General features: G+C 51.8%; 21 protein-coding genes, 1 pseudogene and 1 riboswitch. Of the genes and pseudogenes, 13 read left to right on the top strand and 9 right to left on the bottom strand.

The annotated features are described in order from the left end of the window. The first annotated feature begins 17 nt into the window (after positions 1–17). From NST23_RS21805 to NST23_RS21795, 3 genes are read left to right on the top strand one after another with little or no spacing between them, the layout of a single operon-like run. Positions 18–698 (top strand): response regulator transcription factor, encoded by a 681-nt coding sequence (locus tag NST23_RS21805; RefSeq protein WP_122964711.1) that lies wholly within the window; start codon positions 18–20, stop codon positions 696–698. Beyond that, complete coding sequence (locus NST23_RS21800; RefSeq protein WP_122964712.1) at positions 695–2,479, top strand: sensor histidine kinase; 1,785 nt, start codon at positions 695–697, stop codon at positions 2,477–2,479. Before NST23_RS21805 ends, NST23_RS21800 begins: the two co-directional genes overlap by 4 nt. A gap of 52 nt (positions 2,480–2,531) precedes the next feature. Continuing rightward, positions 2,532–5,450 (top strand): WG repeat-containing protein, encoded by a 2,919-nt coding sequence (locus NST23_RS21795; RefSeq protein WP_340964565.1) that lies wholly within the window; start codon positions 2,532–2,534, stop codon positions 5,448–5,450. 78 nt (positions 5,451–5,528) lie between these two features. Here the strand turns inward: NST23_RS21795 and NST23_RS21790 are convergent, their stop codons facing one another. After that, a complete protein-coding gene (locus tag NST23_RS21790; RefSeq protein ID WP_167470308.1) occupies positions 5,529–5,705 on the bottom strand; it encodes a hypothetical protein in 177 nt (58 codons plus the stop codon). Positions 5,706–5,792: 87 nt separating this feature from the next. Between NST23_RS21790 and NST23_RS21785 the strand changes: the two genes are divergently transcribed. Continuing rightward, the gene (locus NST23_RS21785) at positions 5,793–6,278 is read left to right on the top strand and encodes a GNAT family N-acetyltransferase (RefSeq protein WP_173597611.1); all 486 of its coding nucleotides are present in this window, start codon (positions 5,793–5,795) and stop codon (positions 6,276–6,278) included. 85 nt (positions 6,279–6,363) lie between these two features. Further along, complete coding sequence (locus NST23_RS21780) at positions 6,364–7,983, top strand: peptide ABC transporter substrate-binding protein (RefSeq protein WP_340964562.1); 1,620 nt, start codon at positions 6,364–6,366, stop codon at positions 7,981–7,983. A gap of 78 nt (positions 7,984–8,061) precedes the next feature. On the opposite strand, the gene NST23_RS21775 is transcribed toward NST23_RS21780, so the two are convergent. Beyond that, on the bottom strand, positions 8,062–8,580 hold the full coding sequence (locus NST23_RS21775; protein ID WP_122964716.1) for an acyl-CoA thioesterase: 519 nt from the start codon (positions 8,578–8,580) through the stop codon (positions 8,062–8,064). Between the two features lie 180 nt (positions 8,581–8,760). Here NST23_RS21775 and NST23_RS21770 point away from each other — a divergent pair, with 180 nt between their 5' ends. From NST23_RS21770 to NST23_RS21750, 5 genes and pseudogenes are all read left to right on the top strand, one after another. After that, positions 8,761–8,970, top strand: a complete 210-nt coding sequence (locus NST23_RS21770) for a hypothetical protein (RefSeq protein WP_173599208.1) — start codon at positions 8,761–8,763, stop codon at positions 8,968–8,970. A 118-nt stretch (positions 8,971–9,088) separates the two neighbouring features. Further along, the gene (locus tag NST23_RS21765) at positions 9,089–9,217 is read left to right on the top strand and encodes a hypothetical protein (protein ID WP_255679161.1); all 129 of its coding nucleotides are present in this window, start codon (positions 9,089–9,091) and stop codon (positions 9,215–9,217) included. Between the two features lie 119 nt (positions 9,218–9,336). Beyond that, positions 9,337–9,888 (top strand): annotated as a pseudogene (locus tag NST23_RS21760) (GNAT family N-acetyltransferase); the annotation flags it as partial. 189 nt (positions 9,889–10,077) lie between these two features. Continuing rightward, on the top strand, positions 10,078–11,823 hold the full coding sequence (gene spoIIP / locus NST23_RS21755; RefSeq protein ID WP_309539147.1) for a stage II sporulation protein P: 1,746 nt from the start codon (positions 10,078–10,080) through the stop codon (positions 11,821–11,823). A gap of 327 nt (positions 11,824–12,150) precedes the next feature. Then, positions 12,151–13,017, top strand: coding sequence for a pentapeptide repeat-containing protein (locus tag NST23_RS21750; RefSeq protein WP_328139439.1), 867 nt, complete (start codon positions 12,151–12,153; stop codon positions 13,015–13,017). Positions 13,018–13,121: 104 nt separating this feature from the next. Here the strand turns inward: NST23_RS21750 and NST23_RS21745 are convergent, their stop codons facing one another. Beyond that, on the bottom strand, positions 13,122–13,892 hold the full coding sequence (locus NST23_RS21745; protein ID WP_328139437.1) for an ANT(4')-I family aminoglycoside nucleotidyltransferase: 771 nt from the start codon (positions 13,890–13,892) through the stop codon (positions 13,122–13,124). A gap of 243 nt (positions 13,893–14,135) precedes the next feature. After that, positions 14,136–14,543, bottom strand: a complete 408-nt coding sequence (locus tag NST23_RS21740; protein WP_122964722.1) for a DUF6173 family protein — start codon at positions 14,541–14,543, stop codon at positions 14,136–14,138. Positions 14,544–15,045: 502 nt separating this feature from the next. Here NST23_RS21740 and NST23_RS21735 point away from each other — a divergent pair. Further along, the gene (locus NST23_RS21735; RefSeq protein ID WP_122964723.1) at positions 15,046–16,101 is read left to right on the top strand and encodes a hypothetical protein; all 1,056 of its coding nucleotides are present in this window, start codon (positions 15,046–15,048) and stop codon (positions 16,099–16,101) included. A gap of 233 nt (positions 16,102–16,334) precedes the next feature. On the opposite strand, the gene queF is transcribed toward NST23_RS21735, so the two are convergent. From queF to queC, 4 genes are read right to left on the bottom strand one after another with little or no spacing between them, the layout of a single operon-like run. Further along, positions 16,335–16,829 carry a preQ(1) synthase gene (queF, locus tag NST23_RS21730; protein ID WP_122964758.1) on the bottom strand — a complete coding sequence of 165 codons (495 nt, stop codon included), beginning with the start codon at positions 16,827–16,829 and terminating at the stop codon, positions 16,335–16,337. Between the two features lie 60 nt (positions 16,830–16,889). After that, positions 16,890–17,612 carry a 7-carboxy-7-deazaguanine synthase QueE gene (gene queE / locus NST23_RS21725; RefSeq protein WP_255679159.1) on the bottom strand — a complete coding sequence of 241 codons (723 nt, stop codon included), beginning with the start codon at positions 17,610–17,612 and terminating at the stop codon, positions 16,890–16,892. Beyond that, positions 17,609–18,097 (bottom strand): 6-carboxytetrahydropterin synthase QueD, encoded by a 489-nt coding sequence (gene queD / locus NST23_RS21720; RefSeq protein WP_274874226.1) that lies wholly within the window; start codon positions 18,095–18,097, stop codon positions 17,609–17,611. Before queD ends, queE begins: the two co-directional genes overlap by 4 nt. Further along, positions 18,097–18,765 (bottom strand): 7-cyano-7-deazaguanine synthase QueC, encoded by a 669-nt coding sequence (queC, locus tag NST23_RS21715; RefSeq protein ID WP_122964726.1) that lies wholly within the window; start codon positions 18,763–18,765, stop codon positions 18,097–18,099. The genes queD and queC overlap by 1 nt, the downstream gene beginning before the upstream one ends. A 96-nt stretch (positions 18,766–18,861) precedes the next feature. Then, a riboswitch (PreQ1 riboswitch) is annotated at positions 18,862–18,905 on the bottom strand. Between the two features lie 279 nt (positions 18,906–19,184). Here queC and NST23_RS21710 point away from each other — a divergent pair. Both NST23_RS21710 and NST23_RS21705 read left to right on the top strand, forming a co-directional pair. Next, positions 19,185–20,192 carry an asparaginase gene (locus tag NST23_RS21710; protein WP_328139435.1) on the top strand — a complete coding sequence of 336 codons (1,008 nt, stop codon included), beginning with the start codon at positions 19,185–19,187 and terminating at the stop codon, positions 20,190–20,192. Positions 20,193–20,264: 72 nt separating this feature from the next. Next, positions 20,265–20,957, top strand: coding sequence for a copper homeostasis protein CutC (locus NST23_RS21705; protein WP_173599200.1), 693 nt, complete (start codon positions 20,265–20,267; stop codon positions 20,955–20,957). Positions 20,958–20,986: 29 nt separating this feature from the next. Here NST23_RS21705 and NST23_RS21700 read toward each other — a convergent pair whose 3' ends face one another. Beyond that, on the bottom strand, positions 20,987–22,099 hold the full coding sequence (locus NST23_RS21700; RefSeq protein ID WP_173597619.1) for a GerAB/ArcD/ProY family transporter: 1,113 nt from the start codon (positions 22,097–22,099) through the stop codon (positions 20,987–20,989). Positions 22,100–22,212: the final 113 nt, after the last annotated feature.

The raw sequence follows: 22,212 nt of genomic DNA, 5'->3' as shown, positions 1-22,212 counted from the left end.
CAAGGAGGGCACTCAGCATGAAGCGTCAAGTGCTGCTTGTCGAAGATGAGAGTCGCATCCGCGAAATCGTCGCGGACTACTTCGAGCAAGAGCAATGGATTGTGCATGAAGCAGAAAACGGCAAGCAAGCCATACAGATGATGGAAAAGCTCCGGGTCGATCTGGTCATCCTCGACATCATGATGCCGGAAATGGACGGGTGGACCGTCTGCAAGGAAATCCGGGCAAACTCCGACGTGCCGATCATCATTCTCACCGCCAAATCGGAAGAGGATGACAAGATGCAAGGCTTTGAGCTTGGCGCGGACGACTATGTCACCAAGCCGTTCAGTCCGCGAGTCTTGGTAGCCAAGGCGACTTCGCTGATGAAGCGGGTCGAAGGCACCGTTCGGGGAACTGACCATTTGCTTCGCTTTGGCGAAGTCGTCATCAATCGGCATGCCCGGCGCATGAAGATCAAGGGAGAAGAGATCGACCTCGCGCCAAAAGAGTACGAGCTTTTGGTCTATCTGATCAAAAACGCCGGGATCGTGCTGTCGCGAGAAACGATTATGGATCACGTATGGGGCTTCGATTACTTCGGCGACTTGCGCGTAGTCGATACCCACATCAAGAAGCTGCGCAGCAAGCTCGGCAGCGAAGCCAGACACATACGGACTGTCATCAAGGCAGGCTACACGTTCGAGGAAGAGCGATGAAAAAATGGGGCGTGACACTCAAGCTGTTTGCCATTACCGCATCGTTTTTCCTGTTGTTTTATACGATTATTATGATCGGTCAGTTACTTTTTTTCGAGCAATTTTATCAATCCAAAAAGCTGAACGATCTGGAAAAGAAGCTCGAAGCCTTTTCCCAACAGTATGTATCGCGGGAGTGGGACGCCGAAAGCATGGCCCGGGAGCTGTCGGCGTTCATCAGCCGCAACAAGACGCAGCTGGCGATTGTCAGCACGAACGGGCAGGTCAAGTACGACAATCCGTTTCGCATCGTCATCCGCGATCAGGCTGGAAAAAGTGTAAAAATCTCTTTGTCGCTGTTCCCGGAGGAGGAGCGGAGTGCCCTGTTGAGCGCGAATTTGCAAAAAGGCGACCGGATCGAGGCGATTGGCGTCTTCGAGGAAGGACTGCTCCAGGAGATGTTTTATCCCCGCGTGATCAGAAAAGCGGGTGCAGCCGACATCGGCAGCCTGAAAGCAAGCGACACCGCCCCGTCTTTGGTCAGCGTCAGCGGTGAAATTACCGATTTGTTTTTGCCTGCGCCCAACCAGTGGAATTTGCGGCAAGGCATTTTGTTTCATGTGTTAAAAGACTTGTTCCCGCTGTCGGAGGAACGGAAACGGGCGCTGGAACACGGCAAGGTGCTGGAGGAAGAGTGGGTGGAACCGTGGAGCGGCGTGCGCAGCCTGGTCGCGATTCATCCCGTGATCCGAAACGGGCAGCTGAGCGAGCTGATCGTCGCCCTGACTTCCTTGCAACAAATCAGCGAGGCAAACGATGCTTTGCGGCTGTTTTACATCTACATCGGAATCGGCGGCTTTGCGCTCATTCTCGTGCTTTCCTTGCTCTTTTCCAAAATCGTCACCAAGCCGCTGCTGTCTTTGAACAAAAGCGCCCTGCGCATGGCGAGGCTGGATTTTTCCGTCAAGTCGCCGCTTGCCCGCAACGACGAGTTCGGCAGCCTCGCGCGCAGCCTGAATACGATGTCGGAAAAGCTGGATGTGACCTTGCGGGAGTTGCAGCAAGCCAATGAGCAACTGCGTCAGGAGATGGATCACAAGCAGCGGATGGAGCTGATTCAGAAAGATTTTGTCTCGAATGCCTCGCATGAGCTGAAGACGCCGCTGAGCATCGTCAAAAGCTTTGCGGAAGGGCTGCGGGACGGCGTAGGGGAGAACAAGCGGGAGCGGTACATCGAAGTCATCCTCGACGAGACGGAAAAAATGGAGGAGCTTGTCCGCGACTTGCTGGAGCTGGCGAAGCTGGAGGCGAAGACGACCAAGCTGAAAAAAAGCTGGTTTTTCCTGAGCGAGCTGACGGAAGAGATCGGAGAGCGGCTCATGCACCATCTGCGCGACAAAGAGCTTCGAATCGTCACGATTTTGGCGAATGAGGAAGCGCAGTTTGCCGACCAGGAAAAAATCGAGCAAGTGCTGTTCAACATCCTGGTCAATGCCATCCGCTACGCCAATCCCGGCAGTGAAATTACCGTGCGGATCGAAGGCGAGCAGCACGCCCAGCGCGTCACGATTGAAAATGAAGGCGAGCCAATCCCCGAGGAGCAGCTTGGCTTCGTCTGGGATCGCTTTTACCGGATCGAACGCTCGCGCAACCGCAAGACAGGCGGGACGGGACTCGGGCTTGCCATCGTGCGGCACATCCTGGAACTGCACGAGGCAGCATACGGAGTGCGCAATACGAAGACAGGCGTCGCTTTTTATTTTTCATTGCCCAGTTATGGGAAAATGAAACCATTTGCCTGATAAAGCGTCTGACTTTTAGCAGAAGAAAACGACGCAGGGAGGCAAGAAACAAATGAAGCGCGTAAGGATTAGCCTGCTGACGGCTGCGATGCTTTTGACCAGCACATGGGTGGCGCCTGTGCAAGCAGCAACGTTTACTACGGTTCAGCCTTACTTGACTGATTACAAGGTTGGGTTTACTGACGGGCATGCTCTGTTGACCAAAGCCCAGTACGATGAGTTTGAGTACGCCGGGCAAGCGGTGATTGTGACGAAAGCCGGGAAAAAAGGATTGCTCGACGCCCGCACGGGACAAGAAATCACGCCTGCCAGCTGGGATCAGATAGAAATTCCCGGGCGCAACAATGTGGCGATCGTCCAAAAGGGCGGCTGGTTTCAATACATCGATCTGACGACGAAAAAGCTGTCTGCTGCCAAATTCGCGGGAGCGCACACGTACTCCTTGTCCGCGGATTACGCTGACGCGATCGTGTTTGTCGGGCAGACGTCCATGCTTTTGGACAGTACAGGCAAAGTGCTCATACCGCCGTTTGCCGGCAAGCTCTCTGTCGTTTCGCTGATTCCCCCGGAAGCGACGGGAGATCGGGAGGCAAAAGAAACGCGTTACTTGGTGGCTTCGACTGCCAAAGGGATCACACTGTATGATGCCGCTTCGTTCAAGCCGAGATTTTCGTTGGCGAATACGCAGCTGATTCCGAATGAGGGCGGGCCGAAGACTGCTTACCTCAAGGTGAGGTCAGGCGGCATGGAAGGCTTGGTGGACGTAAACGGGAAATACGTTTTGCCAGCGAAGTACAAGGCGATCTACACGTGGAACGAGGGATATTTTCAGGTGCTCGCGCCAAAAGGCACGGGCTTGTGGAAGGACGGACGATTTTTGGCGGAACCGCTCTATCAAGAGGTCGGCTTTGAGTACAATAACCCCGATTTGTACTGGACGCTGGACAAAGGGATCGTCACCTATCATTCCATCGCCAAGGGAACAGAGCATGCGTTGAAACAGGGCGCGACCTATTTGCACGACAGCTACGTGCTGGGGCAAGACCCGAAGACAGGCATGTACGGCGTGCTCCAGGTCGGCGGGGAAGCAGTGATCCCGTTTGTCTATCCGAAAGTGGAAGGGCCGCCGGCTGCTCGACAGCTTGTGCGCAGCGATGGGAAAAAGGCGATGTTGCCCGCTTGGGGAAAGCCGATCAAAGAGCTTGACTTTTGGTTTGACTCCGCCGCGCCAATCGGCGGCAGCTACAGTATGCAACTGATCAAGGACGGAAGTAAAATCGGCCTGTATTCGGAAAATGAAGGTCTGATTTTGTCGCCTGTCGAGAACCGCCGTTTTCGTTATGAGGAAGCTACGGGGCATATCGTAGTGACCGAGCCGGACGGGAAAGTGCTGCGATTCGGCGGGATTAGCGGCAAGCCGGAGAGCGGGCAACATGTCCAGACTTTGTCTGAACAGTTGAATGGGGTATACGAAGCGGGCAAAGGAACCGTGATTGTCAACCGTACGACCAATCAGCCGATCAGCAAGCTGTATCAACAAGTTTACCTGGATGACGTGTCCAAACTGATCGTGGCAGCAGACGGACAGATGGCTGACCTGTACACTCCCGATGGCAAGCTGCTCACCACGCAGCTGAAGATTGCCTTTATGCGTGAAAGAAGCGATGCTCCGCCCGTCACTTTCATCCAGGTGGGCGATTCCTTTTACACGTGGGGAGGCAAGGAAGGCACGAGCAAGCTGGCACTGCTCACCATTGCGGATGGGGAGCTGCAGGCCGCAAGCGATTTGGTGTATCGGGAAGCAGTGTACAAAGTCGTGGGAGAGAAAAAAGTCGCCGTGACGATGCGAACGGACGGCACGCTGGACTTTTGGGGCGAAGAAGGCAACCAGTTGGTGAAAAAGGTGGCGGGCGCAAGCGAATATCAGGCGGATTCTTACTTTGGCGGTCTGCTGATTGCGGAAAGCGATGGCTGGCATGTGTACTCGTCGTCGCTGCAACGATTGACGACAGGGGGCTATCAGGCATTGAAGCTGCTCGGGCTAAGCGACAAAGGAGCGAAAGCCATCGTCTATCGGGATAAAGCGACGGGCTTGTACGGATTGTTGACCCAGGACGGGAAGCAGTTGACCGCTCCTCAGTACGAGTCGATCCGGCTGTCCAGTGAAGCATTTCCCGGTTTGTGGTCTGCGGCGGAAGGACAGCCGCCTTTTGCGTTCAGCAAAAAAGACCAGTTCGGCTACCTCGATCGGGAGGGCAAAGAGTTGTTTGCCAGCAAACTTCTGACGAAAAAGCCCGCGATCAGCTATCTTCCGCTCCAGTTGCCGAGCTTTCCGGCGTATAGCGAACTGATGAAGCAAAACCCGCTGGAGCTGATCGACTTCGGCAAGCCGTACAGCTGGCCAGAGGGCGGAAGCAGCGAGGGCAAGTTCTACGCGAATCTGGCGTTGTATCTGGAACTTCCGCAAGGCGCGGGCAAGAGCGAAGTGCTCGCGGCGCTGACAGGCAAAGCGATCATCAAGCCGGATGAGGGCCGTTCAGACGTGAGTGACGAAGACATGTACAGCCTCGTCTACTATATGGCGACGGGAAAAAGCAGCTTGTCCATGACAGCGGAGCAGCTGACACGGTGGGCCGAACAGCGGGGAATTGTTCTGCAGCGCGGGGGAAACCAATACTATCAGACGATGGATTTGTACCGGGAGTACCACCAGATGTTTTTTTCTGAACTGCTGCGTTCCTTGGCAGGAAAAAAGGTGGCGAAGCCCAAGGTGCTGAAACAAGGGGAGCTGTCCTTTGCCCAAAAGAAAATGATCGAATCGATGCTTTTGGTCAACGGACGTCCTGCGGAGCAATTGCCGATGCCATTGCCGCAAGCAGAGTGGGAACAGGGCGTCCAACCGTTTTTGACAGCTTACCAGAAGCAGGCGGCCCAACTGCTCGCTGCCTATGAAAAGCAAGTCGGGAAGTAAACGAACATAGTCGATGGAAAGCGGCACGGGGAGTCTCTGCAATCACCCGTGCCATTTTGCTGGTCCGGTTCCATTCAGCTAAAAAATCGGCCAATACTTCAGGACGAGCAAGTAAAAGGCGGCATGCACCAAGGCTGTCACCACGAGAGAAACAACGAAAGCAACAAACGAAATCTGATCGAGCTTGTAGGCGACCAGGAAGAAAATCGAAAAGGCGAGATAGGCAACAAAAGTTCCCTCTTCCAAATAAGCCATAAGTGTGATTCCCCCTATCTTCCTCTATTGTAGCCGATTTCGCTGCCAGATGAGGAGAAGGGACGTTTTTTCAAAGGAGTGTTAGAGATGAAGGTCTTGATCGAAGCGTTAAAGCAGGAGGATGCCCGCGCGCTTTTGGCGTTCGAGAGCAAGAACAGGGAGTTTTTTGAACGGACAGTGCCCAGCCGTGGCGAAGCGTACTATCAGGACGAGCATTTTCTAGAAAGCTTGCAGGCTTTGCTCGCAGAACAAGCGGAAGGGACAGCGTTCTTTTCGCTGATCAAAAGTGAGCAAGGCATTATTTTAGGCAGAATGAATTTGGTAGACATCGATCAAAAGCGAGCGAGCGCGGAGCTGGGCTATCGCGTCGGCGAAGAGGCCGCAGGCAAAGGCGTTGCTTCTTCGGCACTCGGGCTTTTGCTGGGCGAGTACGTGCAGCAGCTTGGCATCCGGGAAGTGCACGCCAAGACAACTGCGGACAATATCGCTTCGCAAAAAGTGCTGCTAAAAAACGGCTTTGTCTTTCAGCAGGCTGATGCACAAGGCTTTTTGCACTATCATTGGACGCTGTAGGTTTAAACTCAGCGGTTTGTTTCTGATTGGATGTTTTGGTATTATATGTAATGTTTGAATAATCAGGAATAAAAGGAGAAGGACAATGAAGCTACGAAGCAAAAGGGCTTTGACGGTGTTAGTAGCTACGGGAGTGGTTGCCGCAAGCGCAGCGCATGCTGGAGCGAGTGAGGCGAAGACACAGGCCGTCAGTCCAGCCGATTCCGCGAAAGTTTTGCGGCTGAATCTGTCGGATGAGCCGATGTCGATTGATCCGGCAGTGGCAGATGATCAGCATTCGCTCACTTTGGCGCGGGCCTTGTTTGACGGACTGGTTCGGATTGGTCCCGATGGGAAGTTGCAGCTTTCGCTGGCTGATAAAATGGACGTGTCTGCTGATTTGAAGACGTACACCTTCCATTTGCGCGAGGCAAAATGGAGCAACGGCGATCCTGTCACCGCCCACGATTTTGAATACGCCTGGAAGCGCGTGCTCGATCCGAACACGGAAAGCAGCTACGCCTACCAGCTCTTTCCGATCTTGAATGCGGAAAAGGCCAACAGCGGCAAGGAGAAGCTGGATGCGGTAGGGGTAAAAGCGGTAGACGCGAAAACATTGCGCGTCATTTTGGAGCAGCCTACTCCTTACTTCGCGGAGCTGACTGCTTTTCCCGTCTTTTATCCGGTCAATCAAAAAGTAGTGGCTGCCAACCCGGCCTGGGCAGAGGAAGCTTCGACACATGTCGGAAACGGCCCGTACAAGCTCGCTTCCTGGAATCGTGACGACAAGCTGACCTTGAGCAAAAACGCGGGCTATTGGGATCAGGCGGCAGTCAAGCTGGACAAGCTCGACTTTTCCATCAGCAGAGGTGAGGATCAAGCGCTGGCCAAGTTTGATGCAGGCGAGGTGGACATGGCGGGTGCCCCGTTTGGCGAGCTGCCACTGCATGCTTTGCCGATCTTGCAAGAAAAAGGACTCCTGCATACGAAGCCGCTCGCAGCCGTTTACTGGTACAAGTTCAATACAGAGCAAGCGCCTTTTACCAATGCGAAAATTCGCAAAGCGTTCGCCTACGCATTGAATCGTCAGGCGATCGTCGATACGGTGCTCAAAGGAAACCAGGAGCCAGCTTTGACGGCAGTACCTGTCAGCGACAAAAACAAACAGCCAGCGTATTTCAAGGACAACGACCAGAAGTTGGCGAAAACGTTGCTCGCAGAAGGCATGAAAGAGCTGGGCCTGACCAAGCTGCCGCCGATTACGATATCGCTGAACCAATCTCCCGTTCACCAAAAGGTCGCTGTCGAGATTCAGCGTCAGTGGAAACAGACGCTAGGTGTGGAAGTCCAGCTGCAAGAGTTGGAGTGGAAAGTTTTTCTGGAAAACTTGCATAACGGCGACTACCAGATCGGGCGTTCCGGTTGGTTTGCGGACTATGCCGATCCGGCGAATTTTTTGGAGCTGTACAAGGAGAAAGACGGCGGTCTGAATGATACGAAATGGGAAAGCAAAACGTATCAGTCGCTGCTTCAGCAGGCGGCGAGCCAAGCCGATCCAGCCAAACGCCAGCAACTGCTCGCGCAGGCCGAGAAGCTCCTGATGGATGAAATGCCCGTCATCCCGATTTATTTTTACACAAACAACTGGGTGCAGGATAAAAAGGTGAAGGGCATCGTTATGGATGACCTTGGCTACATCGATTTCAAATGGGCCTCGAAGGAATAAAATCACGAAGGAAAACAGCAAGTCCCCTTTCCGCCGACAGGAAAAGGGGACTTTTTGCTGTGGTTCGCCATGCATTTTTTACGGCTCCCACGGACGTCTTGTGCCGAGCAAATCAGCGAGGTGCTTGCTGCGCTTGCGGCGTTGTTGGCGTGCTTCGGCTCTTTCGGCGGCTCCGTCGTGCAGAAAAATCTCCTCCTGGGTTTCCGCTACGACTTTGGGCACAGGGGTCGGGCGTCCGTCAGGGCCGATGGCGACGAAGGTGAGAAACGAGGTGGCACAGACGGTGCGTTTTCCGCTCAAAAGGTCTTCGGCAACGACTTTGACGAATACTTCCATGGACGTCTGGTGTGTCCAGGTGACGAACGCTTCGAGCGAAACTTCGTTGTCCACGCGGATCGGATGCAAAAAATCGACGGAATCGGTAGAAGCGGTCACGACTGGTCCGCGGGCGTGCTTCATCGCGGAAATGGCGGCGACATCATCAATATGCGCCATCAGCCGTCCGCCAAACAGCGTATTGTGGTTGTTCGTATCGGGAGGCAGAACGTGGCTGGCTTTAAAAGTTCGGGACTCCCGGACAAAGCGCTCGATCGTCATGAGAAAACTTCCTTTCTTTTTGTCCCTGCAATTATGAATCATTGTAATATTCTCATATCTATTGTTCCACAAGTAGGATGGTTTTATCCATAGCAAAATGAGCATGACGAGCGCCTTTCCTGCAAACGATAGCAACTGGGCAGGAAAAACGTGGGTGATCGATACAAGGGAGCGGTTGCTATGGATAAGTACCTACAGGATGTCAATGCTTTCCTCGCTGCGATCTACGAGCTTCCCGACAAGCTGGCAGGGGTGCTTGCCGTGATGCAGGCTCCGATTCGCGGCTTGACGAACACGCTAATCGTGACCAATGTCCTCTTGGGGTGTCTGGTCGTTACTTCGCTTGCGAATGTCTACATGCTGTGGAGGCAGGCAAAAAAGAACAAGTAGCGGACAACAAGCTTGCCAAAGGTGGCAGCGATAGCGTATACTTCTGGCAAAATCAGGATCAGTCGGATGCGCAAGTGTCGTATATTTTCCAGAAACCAGCGGAAGGGAGAGAGTCCAGATGAAAAAAAGATCGTTGCAGTCTTTGGCCAAAGGCATCGGCTACTCCACCGCTGTTTTCTTTGCTGCGGTTAACTGCGGGAGAAGTCTGTCCAAAAACGGATATACGAACGGGGAGCCTGTGAGTTAATCGCGCTTTTGCAGCTGGCAGCGGAGCAAATGCCACACCACAGGGGATGAACCTGTGGTGTTTTTTTATGCAAAAAAATAGCTGGGGCAAACCAGCCCTACAAGGGAGAGAAGAGCACGATGCACATGCATGGAGGCAACATTTACGTCCGCCTGGTCAAAGAGTCGGACGCGCAAGCGCTTTTGGAGCTTGAGGTGCGAAACCGCGAATTTTTTCAGCTTTTTACCGGAAAGCGGGACGAACACTTTTATACGTTGCAAGGACAGCTCGAACGCATTCGCCAGTACATGACCTTATGCGCGGAGGATCGCGGGTACGTTTTCCTCGTGTGTTTGCCGCAGACGGATCAGGTGATCGGGGAAGTGATGCTTTCCGAGGTGGTGCGCTACAATCTGCAAAGCGGCTGGATCGGCTATTTCCTCGATCAGGAGCACAACGGAAAAGGCTTTATGACGGAGGCGGTCAAGCTCGTTGTCCGTTATGCGTTTGAGACATTGGACTTGCATCGGCTGGAAGCAGGGGTGATGCCGCACAATCTGGGTTCGATCAAGGTGCTGCTCAAATCGGGCTTTCACAAGGAAGGGCTCGCCCGCAAAAACGTGAAAATCAACGGGCGCTGGGAGGATCACCAGACGCTTGCGATCGTCAGGGAGGAGCCGGAAGAGTCGATCGAGCCATAAGTGCTGAGCCATTCGTCTGGGGAGCGGACGAATCGCTGCGTCATTTTGTCAGCAATCGCGGAAAGCGCGCCGAAAAGATGTCGGAAGATGAAGGAAAATGCAGGCGAATCACGAATTTTACTATCAGGCTAGATTTACCAATCTCGCTAACGATCTCTACACAAAAGGAGAACAAGAATCTTGCTTGCACGCGTAAAAAACAGTGTTATTGCTGCCTGCTGCCTGATTTTCCTGCTGCCGGCTTCCCTCGCGGAAGCAGCCACACATGTCGAGGTAACGGTTGATCAGTTGAATATTCGCGATACCCCGGGAACGACGACCCAGATCGTCGGCACGATATCCAAAGCAACACGTCTGCCCATCGTGCAGGGAACAAAAGACTGGACGCAAGTGAAGCTCACCAATGGCAAGACTGGCTGGGTCAACAACAAGTATGTGAAAATGCTTGAAATTCCCCAAATCAAATACGTAAAAAGCAATGTGGATATGCTGAATGTGCGTACAGAGCCAAACGCCACCTCGCAAATTGTGCAAATTATTGACAAGAACGGAGTTTTCCTGCAAATGAAAAAGCAGGGCGAGTGGGCGCAACTCAAGCTGTCCGACCAAGCGAGCGGTTGGGTGAACGCACGCTTTTTGGTAGAAACGACGGCGCCAGCACCGAAACCAGCGCCAACTCCTGTTCCGACACCGACGCCAGTGCCAACCCCGACGCCTGTCCCGGTTCCCGTTCCGCAGCCGACCCCCGTGCCGACCGTACCAGAAACACCTGGCGGATTGGGAGCAGGGCCGCTCGTTCTGAACGAGAGCTACGAGGTGTACGCAGCTCCTGATATTTTGGGAACGGTGATTGGACAAGTCAATGGCGGCACCACGATTACGCAATACGGTTATGCGGACGGGTGGTACACGATCGACTACTACGGCACCTACGCCTATATTTTCAAACCAGTCGTGCAAGGTGGAACGGGTCAGACGACACAGCCGCCAGTAGTTGCTCCGGTTCCGGCAGAAGCGACGGTTCGCGTGAAAAACGCCGACACCAACCTGCGCAGCGGCCCCGGTACAGAATACGATGTCGTGGGCAACGTCCAGCCTGGTCAAACTTTTCCAATCGTGCAAACCGTAGGGCAATGGTACGCCATTCGCCTGCCAGACAACTCGGTTGCTTACATCGCCGGCTGGATTGTCGATCTGATTCCAGCTGCGGGGACGGGAACACCGACGCCAGGCTCCACAGGACCGACAACGGGAGTAGGCTACAATCAAGGCATGATCGGCAATGAAACGGTCTACATTTACCACACGCACAACCGCGAGTCATGGAGAAATGTAGCGCGCAATACACAGGGCAGCTCTGTGGACGATCCTGAGATCAACATTACGCTGGTAGGCAAGCGACTGGGCGAAATCCTGCAAGGAAAAGGCATCCCGTCGATGGTCAACCAGGACGACTTCGCGCAAAAACTGGCGGAGCAGAAAAAGAGCTACTCGATGTCCTACACCGAATCGTACAAAGCGGTTGCGGCAGCGGCGACGACCAGCCCGAATCTCAAGTACATTTTCGACATTCACCGGGATAGCGACGAGCCGCGCAGCAAAGTCGCCATCACGATCAACGGCAAAACGTATTCGCGCATGCTGTTTGTCATCGGGTCAGCCAACCCGAGCTATCTGGAGAACAAAAAGCTGGCCGATGCCCTTCATGCACGCCTGGAAGCATACTATCCCGGCCTGTCGCGCGGCGTCATTTTAAAAAGCAAAAACGAAGGAAACGGCGTGTACAACCAGTCCGTCTCGACGGGAAGTCTGCTTCTGGAGTTTGGCGGAACGAACAATACGCTGGAAGAATGCTACAATACGGCAGAGGCTTTTGCCGATGTGCTGGTCAACTACATGCTGGAGTCGCAAGTCGCCTTCAAGTAACTTGCAAGAAACCAAATGGTCGCGCCGTTTTTCGCTTACTGCGGCAGAAAGGTTGGCGGGAAGCAGGCACATCCGTTTTCGCAAAAGCGCCGATACTTGTTTCCCATTTCACAAAAAGCAAGCACGATCCTTTTGCCAGCGGCGCAAGGCGGATCGTGCTTTTTTGTGCGACAGAACAGAGACAATCAGGCAGGAAGCGACAATGGATTGACGAGATACGGTCGGCGTACTACGATGGTAATTATTTGTTAGCCCGCTTGACCTTATCGCCTCTTTTGACAGTTGAGTGCTGATACGACGAAGCGGCTATTTTTCAGGAGGATAAGTATGGATGATCAGCAGGGCAATCATGCGCCGAGCCTGGCGAGGTTGCGCGATGATTTGCGAGCGGACTGTGAAAAATGTTTCGGACTGTGCTGTGTGGCGCTGCCTTTTGCCGCTTCTTCGGATTTTGCAATCAACAAAGACGCAGGTACCCCCTGTCGCAACTTGCAGGCCGATTTTCGCTGCGGGGTTCATCAAAGCTTGCGGCAGATCGGCTTTCGCGGCTGTACAGTCTACGATTGCTTCGGCGCAGGGCAAAAGCTTTCCCAAGAGACATACGGAGGGCGTGACTGGAGACGAGCGCCTGAGCTGGCAAGCCAGATGTACGGAGTTTTTCCGATCATGTGGCAGTTGCATGAGCTGCTTTGGTATTTGACGGAAGCGCTGACTTTTCATGTTGCCCGTTCCCTTCACGCGAAGCTGGACGATGTGTTGCAGGAGACGAAGCGGTTCACGGAGCTTGCTCCGGCAGAGCTTTTGCGGGTAGATGTACCTGCACATCGGGCAGAAGTAGGCGAGTTGTTGCGGGAGGCGAGCGAACTGGTGCGGACGGAAGCCTGTCGCAAGCAGAAAGGCGCACGCACCAAAGCGAGAAATGTGGGGCGGGGAGCCGATCTGATTGGCGCGAAGCTCAAAGGAGCCGATTTGCTGGGAGCGAACCTGCGCGGAGCCTACTTGATCGCGGCTGATTTGCGCGGCGCAAACTTGAGATGGGCCGACCTGATTGGCGCTGATCTGCGCGATACCGATTTGCGCGGCGCCGATCTGACGGACAGCCTGTTTCTCACCCAGGCCCAGCTCAACGCAGCGAAGGGCGATGCTGCCACGAAAATACCGCTCTCGTTTACGCGGCCTGAGCATTGGGCGTAAGCTTCTGGCACAACTTCATGATTGCAGGAGAAGGAGAAAAGCCCCGCATACAGCGAGGCTTTTTCCAAACAGGCAAACTGGCAATAAACCGATTGTTGCTTGCATTAAAATGGGATTCGTTCTGTGTGAATCACATACTGATGCTTGACTGCCCATGCGTGGAGTCCGTTCCAAAACCGCTCGCAGACCGCGACGATTTTGCCCGAATCCGCCAAATCTCCAGCCATCACCATTGTCGCTATCTGGTCGTAGCCATCCGGACGATCAGGCAGTTCCAACGATTCAGGCAGTACCTTGGCTCCTGTCGAATAGAACGTCTGCTGGTGCAGCCCGATCAGCATAGCGCCGTATTGGGCAAATTGCATGGCCAGGTAAGGGAGGTAAGTGCGGGGGCCTTCCAGGCTGATATTCCTCAGCTTCCCGATGAACTCGTACATTTCACCTACAAGCACGCTGTTGATTGCCTGCGTGAACGCTTCTTTGGCAAGAGAGTGCGCCGCTTCTTTCAACGTTTGAAAAAAGCCTTTCGGATCATACAGACTCAGCGGGGCGAAAAAAGGGCCATGGGTCAGCGGCCAGTCATCTTCGACAGTAGCAGCCATGTCCAAAAGCACATGTGCACTGATGACATTCACTTCGGCTTTCCATGGTCCGGCAGACCATTCGTGGCTGAAATCCGTTTCTTCGCCTGACTCTTCCAGGACGCACAACATCTCTATATCAGAGAACGGGCCGTCCGTTCCGCGCGATACCGAGCCATAGACGCCGATCGCCAAGACTTTTTCGCCGTAAACCTCGTGCAATCGGGCGGCAATTTCCTTGCAGGTTTGCAGTCTTTCGGTGCGAGATATTTTTACTGGTCCATTCATGCTCATTTGTATGCATCTCCCTTGAGTTTAAGTTTAATTGGGGGGAATGGGACAAATGCTCACGAATGGAGGGCCGCGGGCTTAACGAGGGATGTTTTTGGGATGCATGAGCAATCTCCTCCAACAACAGAAAAGGTAGGTTCCTATTTATACGCTACTTTAACTTGGTTACCATGTTTTTACAATATATTTTGCCCAGGCGCATCCAGCAAAGACCGAATGCCCTGACCATGCAAAAAGAAGACGTTGTTACACGTCTTCTTCTTTTGTTTCTTCGGAAGCGCTGAACCCGATCCGCTTGGGCGGGTTTGCCGGGTCTGCTTTGTTGACTGCCATCAAGAGAAAACTGATTTGCGAGATGTGCTGGATGAGTTCGACTGGGGCGCCTGCTTCTGTTGTTCCGAAAAAACGAATCAGACTGGGATTGAAATAGCCGATCCCTTCTACGCGCAAGGTGATATTTTGGCCGAACGATACCAGCCGCATCCCGACTTCATGCTGTTCATCCAGGGATATCTCAAATTCGGCAATCATTTGAATTAAGCGCTTGTGAAATTCGCTCGCAAGATTTTGATCGGGCTGTACCTCAAATACAGGAAGCTCTTTCGTTTTCACAGCATTTGGGGATGTAGGTAAGCTATACTCGTTGGCTGCCATAGCAATACCCCCTTTTTACAAACATTATAATCTATGAAAATAATTTGAAAAAGATTAAATTTTGCTCGGATAAAAAAAGGGAAACTCCTTGTCAGGAAAGGAGTTTCCCTCGATTCTAGCGATTGTCGACTTTTTCCGGTTACAAACTATATGCCTTAAACCAGTGATGTATAAGGGTTTCGTACTTGTCGAAACGTGAGTTGTTGACGGATTGTTGACGGATTGTTGACGAAACTTGGTTGCCGCTTTTTTTATGGACTATGCGTCCGGGGAGGGCAATTGATTCATTTGTCATATAGTTTAAGTAAAATAAATATTAAAGCCCAAAATATACCTCCAAGTAATATATTGCTATCTCCTCCAAAGAATAACCCAGTAAAAAATCCCAAAACTATAATTATCAAAACTTCTAATAATTTGAACATTTTTGTTTTTATTCCTTTTTTTGGATTTTATGTATATAATAACATAGAAAAATTAAAAGGTAAAAGGTGGTATTAATATGAAAAAGTTATCATCTTTTTTGTGTGTCTGTTTGGCTACGACATTAGTGTTAACTCCTGGATTTAGTGACAACCTATTAGCAAAAGAACGACAAAAAAAGATGGATATAGTTGAAATCTCATTAGATGAGTCTCGTTCCTCAAAATCGTTAAAAACATTAAGTAATAATGATAGCGAAGAAACTTATTACTTCATCCATAATGAAGGTGAAGAAATAGATCCCAAAGATATAAAGGATTATATTAAGACTGAACTCAAAATAAATCGTTCGTCTGAAGATGAAGGAGTGCCACCAAAACTGATGGGGGTAGGTGTCTATAAACAAGATGGTACTAGACACGTTGATTATATCTTTGATCAACTAGATGAAGTCCCTTTAGAAGAAATTCGTGAAGAAATTCAAGAAAAAGTTGAACTTGCTGAAAATAAAGGCGCAAGGAATATGAATTCATTAAAAGCCTCAGCAAGTTCTGATGATGATACTTATTCCGATTCTTACACATACAGAGTGAGAGATAATAACCGAAACACATTAGCGGGTGTTTATACTAGCAACGTAGATTATACAAGAAGAGGTATATCAACATTAAGTGGCAAGAAAGTATCTGTTTGGGATGTTAAGTTTTTCAATCAAACAGAGCCTATGAATGATTATCAAACTCGTGAATTAGCAATGAGATACAGACATCTTGGTGATGAAATTGACGAACAAACAATCCGCTCATATGGACCATATACCACTGACACAGACACTTCGGTTATTGTTGGATTGTCAGGGTTAGTTCCCTCGGTGAGTTGGACTTTCAACAGGAAATCAGCAAATATTATTGATGAATCAAGCCTTTCATCTCACTATACTAAGTGGGTTGTTGATTTTGCTTTAGGTACTCAGACTGCAAAGAAAAACTATGTTTATGAACCAGGTGTTCGTGTGACCAATAACGATGCAGGAATAGTTTTTAGACATAACCATTATATTAATTATTATAGAAATCTTGATTCTCAAGCGAAACTAAACAGTGGGACCATTGAATTGATTTTGACAGATTTATAAGAAAATTTGCTAGAAGGATATTAGTGCTACATTTATTTGATGACGATTTGACTTAGTTATAACGGAATCCCTACTATTTAGTAGGGATTTTTTGTAGTTGTCTTACCTAGTCAAAACTAAAAATAGTCCTCACTGCTTGGGGCATTTTCTATCTAAATATATACCTCGGCAGCGACGGTCAAAGAAAAACCCTTGCATATCAAGGGTTTTCTCACTCTAACCAACATCAACCTCTACCGATTATCCACTCTCTCCGGATACATATCATGATTCATCAAGCGATAGCTGGCCATCTCCTCATACTTCGTGCCCGGCTTGCCGTAGTTGCAGTACGGGTCGATCGAGATGCCGCCGCGCGGAGTGAATTTGCCCCACACCTCGATGTATTTCGGGTCCATCAGCTTGATCAGGTCGTTCATGATCACGTTCACGCAATCCTCGTGAAAATCGCCGTGGTTGCGGAAGCTGAACAGGTACAGCTTGAGCGATTTGCTCTCGACCATTTTGATATCCGGGATGTAGCTGATGTAGATCGTAGCAAAATCCGGCTGTCCGGTGATCGGACACAGACTGGTGAACTCCGGGCAGTTGAACTTGACGAAGTAGTCGCGGTACGGGTGCTTGTTGTCAAAAGACTCGAGTACACTCGGGTCGTATGAATAGTTGTAGGTCGTTCCCTGGTTGCCCAGCAGGGTGAGGGAAGACAGGTCGCGTTGTTGTTCGTTCATTGGTTTCTCATCCTCGCTTCTTTTCATCTATAATCCAATCCTGGCTTTTCATTTACACGCCTACACGCCGCGCTTGTTTCCCCAAACCAGGGCGTGGAGCTGCGGCAGCACTTTCGCGTCGTTCAAATCGGGGGCGGCCATCGCCTGGTCGATCAGCCATTCAAAGCTTTCCAATAGCTTTTCTCTCAGTTCGTGCGTGTCCGCGCTGACGAGATCGCTATTTCCCGGCTGGAGGAAAAAAGGAACCGCCGGATACCGTCGATGGATGTCGCGCGCATATGCGAAGTCGGCGTCGTCAAACACGACGACCTTCAGGCTCAGCCCCGGATGCTTTTGCTCCGTCAGAGCGCCCACGATGCGATCGAGCACGGCGTAATCCGTGTTCATGCCAGAGCTGGGCGGCTTCGGAGAAATCGTGATGTCGTCGATCAGCGGCAGCCATTCCTGCCAGCGGCTTCCTTGTGTCTCCAGCGCCGTGCGAATGCCGCGTTCCTTTAAAAACGAGACAAGCTCGCCCATGCCTGCGAGAAGCGCCGGGTTGCCGCCAGAGATGGTGACATGGGAAAAACGGTCTTGGCCCAGACGCGTTAGCTCTGCCCAGACTTCCTCGACGGACAACTGCTTGATTTCATCGCGCGCCGAGCCGTCCCACGTAAAGGCGGAGTCACACCAGCTACAGCGGTAGTCGCAGCCAGCGGTGCGGACGAACATCGTCTTTTGCCCGATGACCATGCCTTCCCCTTGAATCGTCGGGCCGAAAATTTCCAGAACGGGAATGCTCACTCCATCATCCACTCCCGTCTCGCCTCGGCGTAGCTCGTCGGCGTTTCAAACAGGCGGACAAATTCGACGCGAGCGCCGCGGTAGCGGTCGCTATAGACGTCAGATTGAAGCTGCTGCTCCATTTGTTCAAACAGCCAGACGACCATGTTTTCTGCCGTGGTGTTCATCGGCGGCAGCATTTCATTCAGGTAGCGGTGATCCAAGTAAATCTCGATATGTTCCTTCCAGATTTGCTTGATGTCGCCGAAGTCGATGACCAGCCCGATTTCATCCGGGTAGCCGCTGATGCCAAACACGACGTGGTACGTGTGTCCGTGCAAGTTTTTGCATTTGCCTTCGTAGGCGTGCAGATGGTGGGCGGCGTCAAACGTAAACTCCTTGCTCACCAGCACGCGCTTGTTATGGTAGCGCAGCTGCGATTGTTGAATATGGGTGCCAAGTGTCTGCATGCGGTCGACGATGCGAAAGTCAAAGTTTGCGCTCATCAGACGTTGGCCCCGGATTGAGTTTTTTCGGAAAGATACTTGTCCAGTCCGGCTTTTCGCAGGTGGCAGGCAGGGCATTCGCCGCAGCCGTCGCCTTTGATGCCGTTGTAGCAGGTGAGGGTTTTTTCGCGGATATAGGTGAAGGCACCCAGTTCATCCGCCAGCTTCCACGTTTGCGCCTTGTCGAGCCACATGAGCGGCGTATGGATCACAAACGGATAATCCATGGACAGGTTAAGCGTCACATTGAGCGATTTGACAAACGCATCGCGGCAATCGGGATAGCCGCTAAAATCCGTTTCGCAAACGCCAGTAACCAAATGCCGCGCTCCTTTTTGCTTGGCGAAAACGCCTGCAAAAGACAGGAACAACAGATTGCGCCCATCGACAAATGTGGATGGAAGCTGGCCTTCCTCCTGGGTGATGTTGATGTCTGTGCGGGTTAGTGCATTGGGAGCGAGTTGATTCAACAGGCTCATGTCCAATACGGTGTTGGCTACGCCCAACTCCCGGGCGATCTCTTTGGCACACTCGATTTCCAGCTTGTGCCGCTGCCCGTAGTCAAACGTAATCGTTTCTACTTCGCCGAATTGCTGCTTGGCCCAGAACAGGCAAGTGGTGCTGTCCTGACCTCCACTGAACACAACGACGGCTTTTTCCTTTTTCATGCTCTCCATCTCCTTCAGTATCGTAATGGAAGAAAGAGAGTTCTTGAACTTGCTCCTGCAAAAAAACAAAACAATACCAAGGGATCGGTACTGTTGTCCACCTTAGTTTTTTATAGAGGGAGTTCGCGAACCTCTCCCGCGCCAGTCGCGCGGATTTCGTATGCGATTGATGGCGGCTGCCATCCTGAGCCATTATACTATAGATTGGCCTGCCGTGGGCAATCGGCAACGAAAAAACGATTGACGGAATATGGTGTCACTGCTAGTATTTTTTAATAACACCAATGGAGAAAATCGGCATATAAAAAGACGGATAATTCTGGTTTTAATACTTTAAATGAATGAATTTTTACCTTTATTACAATCAATTATCCTTCGAATGGAATAATTAGAAAAATAGAACAGAACGGGTGAGAATAATGCGGGATGTCCCATTAGTAGAAGAGTATCGCGGAGGTATATTGGAAAATGTTCATTCAGGCATCGTTTGCGGCGTGGATGAGCACGGCCAGGTCATTTATTCGGCAGGAGAAGTGATGCATGTTGTCTTGCTGCGTTCCGCTGCCAAACCGTTTCAGGCGATTCCGGTAGCGAGGCAAAAAATTGACGAAAGATTCGGGCTGACAAGTCGGGAAGCGGCGCTGTTCGCGGCATCTCATCGCGGTGAAGCCTATCATCTGGAAGGACTGGAATCGATTTTGGCCAAAACGGGCATTCGCGAAGACGAACTTTTAACCTGCCCGACGTATCCATTAAATGAAGCGCCCAAGTTCGCCTGCTTGTCCCAAGGTGTAGCCAAGCGCAGACTTTTTCACAACTGCGCAGGAAAGCATCTGGGCTTTTTGGCGTTGTCCAAGGAACGCGGCTATACGACCAGCGATTACTACAAGCAGGAGCATCCGGCCCAGCAGGAGGCTCTGGCAGCTTTTGCCAGTCTCGCCGAGTACCCGCAGGAGCACATTGGCCTTGCTGTCGACGGTTGCGGCTTTCCTGTTTATGCCCTGCCACTCAAGCATTTGGCGATCGCTTATTTGAAGCTGGCCTGTCCCGACCTGATTGCGGAACAAGAAAATCGCCAGGCGGTTGAAAAAGTGACGGGCTGGATGACGGCCCACCCGGAAATCATCGCCAGCCACCAATTCATCTGCACAGCTCTGCTGACCGATCCGAACATTATTGCCAAAGGCGGCGCGATGGGCGTATACGGTTTTGCGCTGAAAAAGGAGCGAATCAGCTTCTCGCTGAAGGTACTGGACGGTTCAGAGCTGGTTTGGCCGCTCGTCATCGCCAACATTTTGGAGCAGATCGATTACAACAACAAGGAGACCATTGCCAGGTTGCATGCGTTGGCCCCGAAAGAAATCGTCAACGATAACCAGTTGGTCGTCGGGGAAAAGCGGCCCGTGTTCGTTCTGGAAAAATGCTAGGCGCGCACTTGCGCAACGGTGGCGACGCTCAGTACAATGTCCATAAAAGCTACGGACGAGAGGAGAAATCACATGCTGGTGGAAGTGATTGCGACTTCGGTGGAGGATGCAAAACGCGCAGAGCGAGGCGGCGCGGATCGGCTAGAGCTGATTTCCGGCATTTTGGAGGGAGGGCTTACGCCAAGCTGGGGCTTGATCGAAGCGGCGGTCAAGGCTGTCTCCATTCCTGTCAATGTCATGGTGCGGCCGCACAGCCAATCTTTTTGCTATACCAAAGACGAGCTGCGTGTCATGAAAGAAGATGTGCGCGTCGTCCGCGAGCTAGGGGCGGCAGGTGTTGTTTTTGGCATGTTGACGCCAGACAAGCAATTGGATCGTGACGGACTGGAGCTGTTGCTGGAAGAGGCAAACGGCCTGAACGTGACTTTTCACCGGGCTTTTGACGAAGCGGTGAGCCAGCTTGGAGCTTTGGACATCTTGTTGCAATATCCGCAAGTAAAGACGATCCTGACTTCCGGGGGAAAACGTACAGCCATGGAAGGCGCAGATTGCATCGCGGAGCTGGTGCGCAAAACGGAAAACTCGACTCTGTCCATTTTGGCAGGGAGCGGGCTGTCCGCGACGAATGCGCCTGAGCTGATCGGGCTGACTGGCGTCCGAGAGGTTCATTTCGGTACCGCAGCCAGGGAAGAGGGGCAAGCTTTGCGCTATGTGGACAGCGAGCGAGTCGCTGCGATCAAGCGAGCATGCCTGCCAAAAGAATAGAAGCAAAGACATGAAAACAAGCCGACCCCTCACTTTTGCAGAGGAGTCGGCTTGTTTTGCAGTCGCTGCCTGATGTGGTACCAGACGACGAGTAGCAACGGATAGGCAACCGCCACAGAAAAATCAAAGAGCGGCCAAAATGTGTAGGCTTGAAGCAAAAATGTTTCATTCGGCAAAAGGATGATGGCACCTACAACAAACAACAGACAGGTAGGATAGGTGAGTAGCTGGTATTCCTTCAGTTTCAAAAGCTGCTGAATGCCTACGCAAAAGCCGTACATGTACAAGACGACCTTGAAATAAATCGAGACGAACCACATCAGTGCCATCATGGCTTCCTGCCGCTGAAAAAACTCGCCGACATGAACCCGCTTCGCCAGCGAGTAACTGGGGAAATTGTCTGTAGCAGTCAACACCGGACCGAGCACCAAAAGCGTCATCAAAATGATCGTGATCAGGCAGATTCCGCCGTAGATCGCTCCCCGCAAAAAAGCAGAAGTGAGCTTTTGCGGAACATCGACGAAAGGGGTAATCATTAAAAAGACGATCAGCTCTGTATACGGGTAGGCGATCACAGAAAAAGAGCCGCTGATGACTGGGGCAAGCCCGTTTTCCAGAACGGGCTGCAAGTTGCGAAGGGAAAACTGTGGTACCAACAAGAAAAAAAACGAGAGAAAAGTAAAGACGAACCAGAGGTAAAAAATCTCGCTCGTCCGCGCGAAAGTCTCCAAGCCGAGGCGCACACCGAACAGGGAGCACGCCACGAGAAGGATGACGACGGCAACGCTCGGTGTTTCCTTCAAAATTTGCGCGGTCATGAAATCGCCGATGGCACGCACGTAAACAGAGCCGTTGATCAGCAGCGTGAAAAGGAACATGATGGATAAAGCCGTACCGAGCCAACGCCCGAAAATGAGTATGTTTTTTCCGATCAGCGTGTGCTCCTGGTGCAAACGGCTGATTATGCAATACAGATAGATGACAGCCAGGCCAACCAATACACCAATGATGCTGGAAAGCCAACTGTCGTAGGAGGCCTCTTTCGCTACGGCTGCCGGCAAGATCAGAATCGAATCTCCGACCGTAATCAGGGTAACCAGAATGGTGAATTGGCGCGTGCCGATCGTTCCGGGCTTCTGCATGAGGTTTCACCTTCAGTGGAGTGATCTCCCTATTATTTCCAAGCGGGTAGCGGGACAAACGACCGCGTCCCGGAAGATCAGCTGAACCCGTTCTTGTAACTTGTAAGGAATGT

The organism is Brevibacillus sp. FSL K6-0770 (assembly GCF_038000275.1).
Lineage (GTDB): Bacteria > Bacillota > Bacilli > Brevibacillales > Brevibacillaceae > Brevibacillus > Brevibacillus parabrevis.
This window is presented reverse-complemented; position numbering and strand designations above follow the sequence as displayed.

Coding starts and splice junctions, on each gene's coding strand:
- queF (WP_122964758.1), bottom strand. CDS start 16,829: ATGAACGAACAACAACGCGACCTGTCTTCCCTCACCCTGCTGGGCAAC.
- NST23_RS21745 (WP_328139437.1), bottom strand. CDS start 13,892: ATGAGCATGAATGGACCAGTAAAAATATCTCGCACCGAAAGACTGCAA.
- NST23_RS21780 (WP_340964562.1), top strand. CDS start 6,364: ATGAAGCTACGAAGCAAAAGGGCTTTGACGGTGTTAGTAGCTACGGGA.
- NST23_RS21770 (WP_173599208.1), top strand. CDS start 8,761: ATGGATAAGTACCTACAGGATGTCAATGCTTTCCTCGCTGCGATCTAC.
- NST23_RS21710 (WP_328139435.1), top strand. CDS start 19,185: ATGCGGGATGTCCCATTAGTAGAAGAGTATCGCGGAGGTATATTGGAA.
- NST23_RS21800 (WP_122964712.1), top strand. CDS start 695: ATGAAAAAATGGGGCGTGACACTCAAGCTGTTTGCCATTACCGCATCG.
- NST23_RS21765 (WP_255679161.1), top strand. CDS start 9,089: ATGAAAAAAAGATCGTTGCAGTCTTTGGCCAAAGGCATCGGCTACTCC.
- NST23_RS21790 (WP_167470308.1), bottom strand. CDS start 5,705: ATGGCTTATTTGGAAGAGGGAACTTTTGTTGCCTATCTCGCCTTTTCG.
- NST23_RS21795 (WP_340964565.1), top strand. CDS start 2,532: ATGAAGCGCGTAAGGATTAGCCTGCTGACGGCTGCGATGCTTTTGACC.
- NST23_RS21700 (WP_173597619.1), bottom strand. CDS start 22,099: ATGCAGAAGCCCGGAACGATCGGCACGCGCCAATTCACCATTCTGGTT.
- NST23_RS21805 (WP_122964711.1), top strand. CDS start 18: ATGAAGCGTCAAGTGCTGCTTGTCGAAGATGAGAGTCGCATCCGCGAA.
- queC (WP_122964726.1), bottom strand. CDS start 18,765: ATGAAAAAGGAAAAAGCCGTCGTTGTGTTCAGTGGAGGTCAGGACAGC.
- queD (WP_274874226.1), bottom strand. CDS start 18,097: ATGAGCGCAAACTTTGACTTTCGCATCGTCGACCGCATGCAGACACTT.
- NST23_RS21775 (WP_122964716.1), bottom strand. CDS start 8,580: ATGACGATCGAGCGCTTTGTCCGGGAGTCCCGAACTTTTAAAGCCAGC.
- NST23_RS21740 (WP_122964722.1), bottom strand. CDS start 14,543: ATGGCAGCCAACGAGTATAGCTTACCTACATCCCCAAATGCTGTGAAA.
- NST23_RS21785 (WP_173597611.1), top strand. CDS start 5,793: ATGAAGGTCTTGATCGAAGCGTTAAAGCAGGAGGATGCCCGCGCGCTT.
- NST23_RS21735 (WP_122964723.1), top strand. CDS start 15,046: ATGAAAAAGTTATCATCTTTTTTGTGTGTCTGTTTGGCTACGACATTA.
- NST23_RS21750 (WP_328139439.1), top strand. CDS start 12,151: ATGGATGATCAGCAGGGCAATCATGCGCCGAGCCTGGCGAGGTTGCGC.
- NST23_RS21705 (WP_173599200.1), top strand. CDS start 20,265: ATGCTGGTGGAAGTGATTGCGACTTCGGTGGAGGATGCAAAACGCGCA.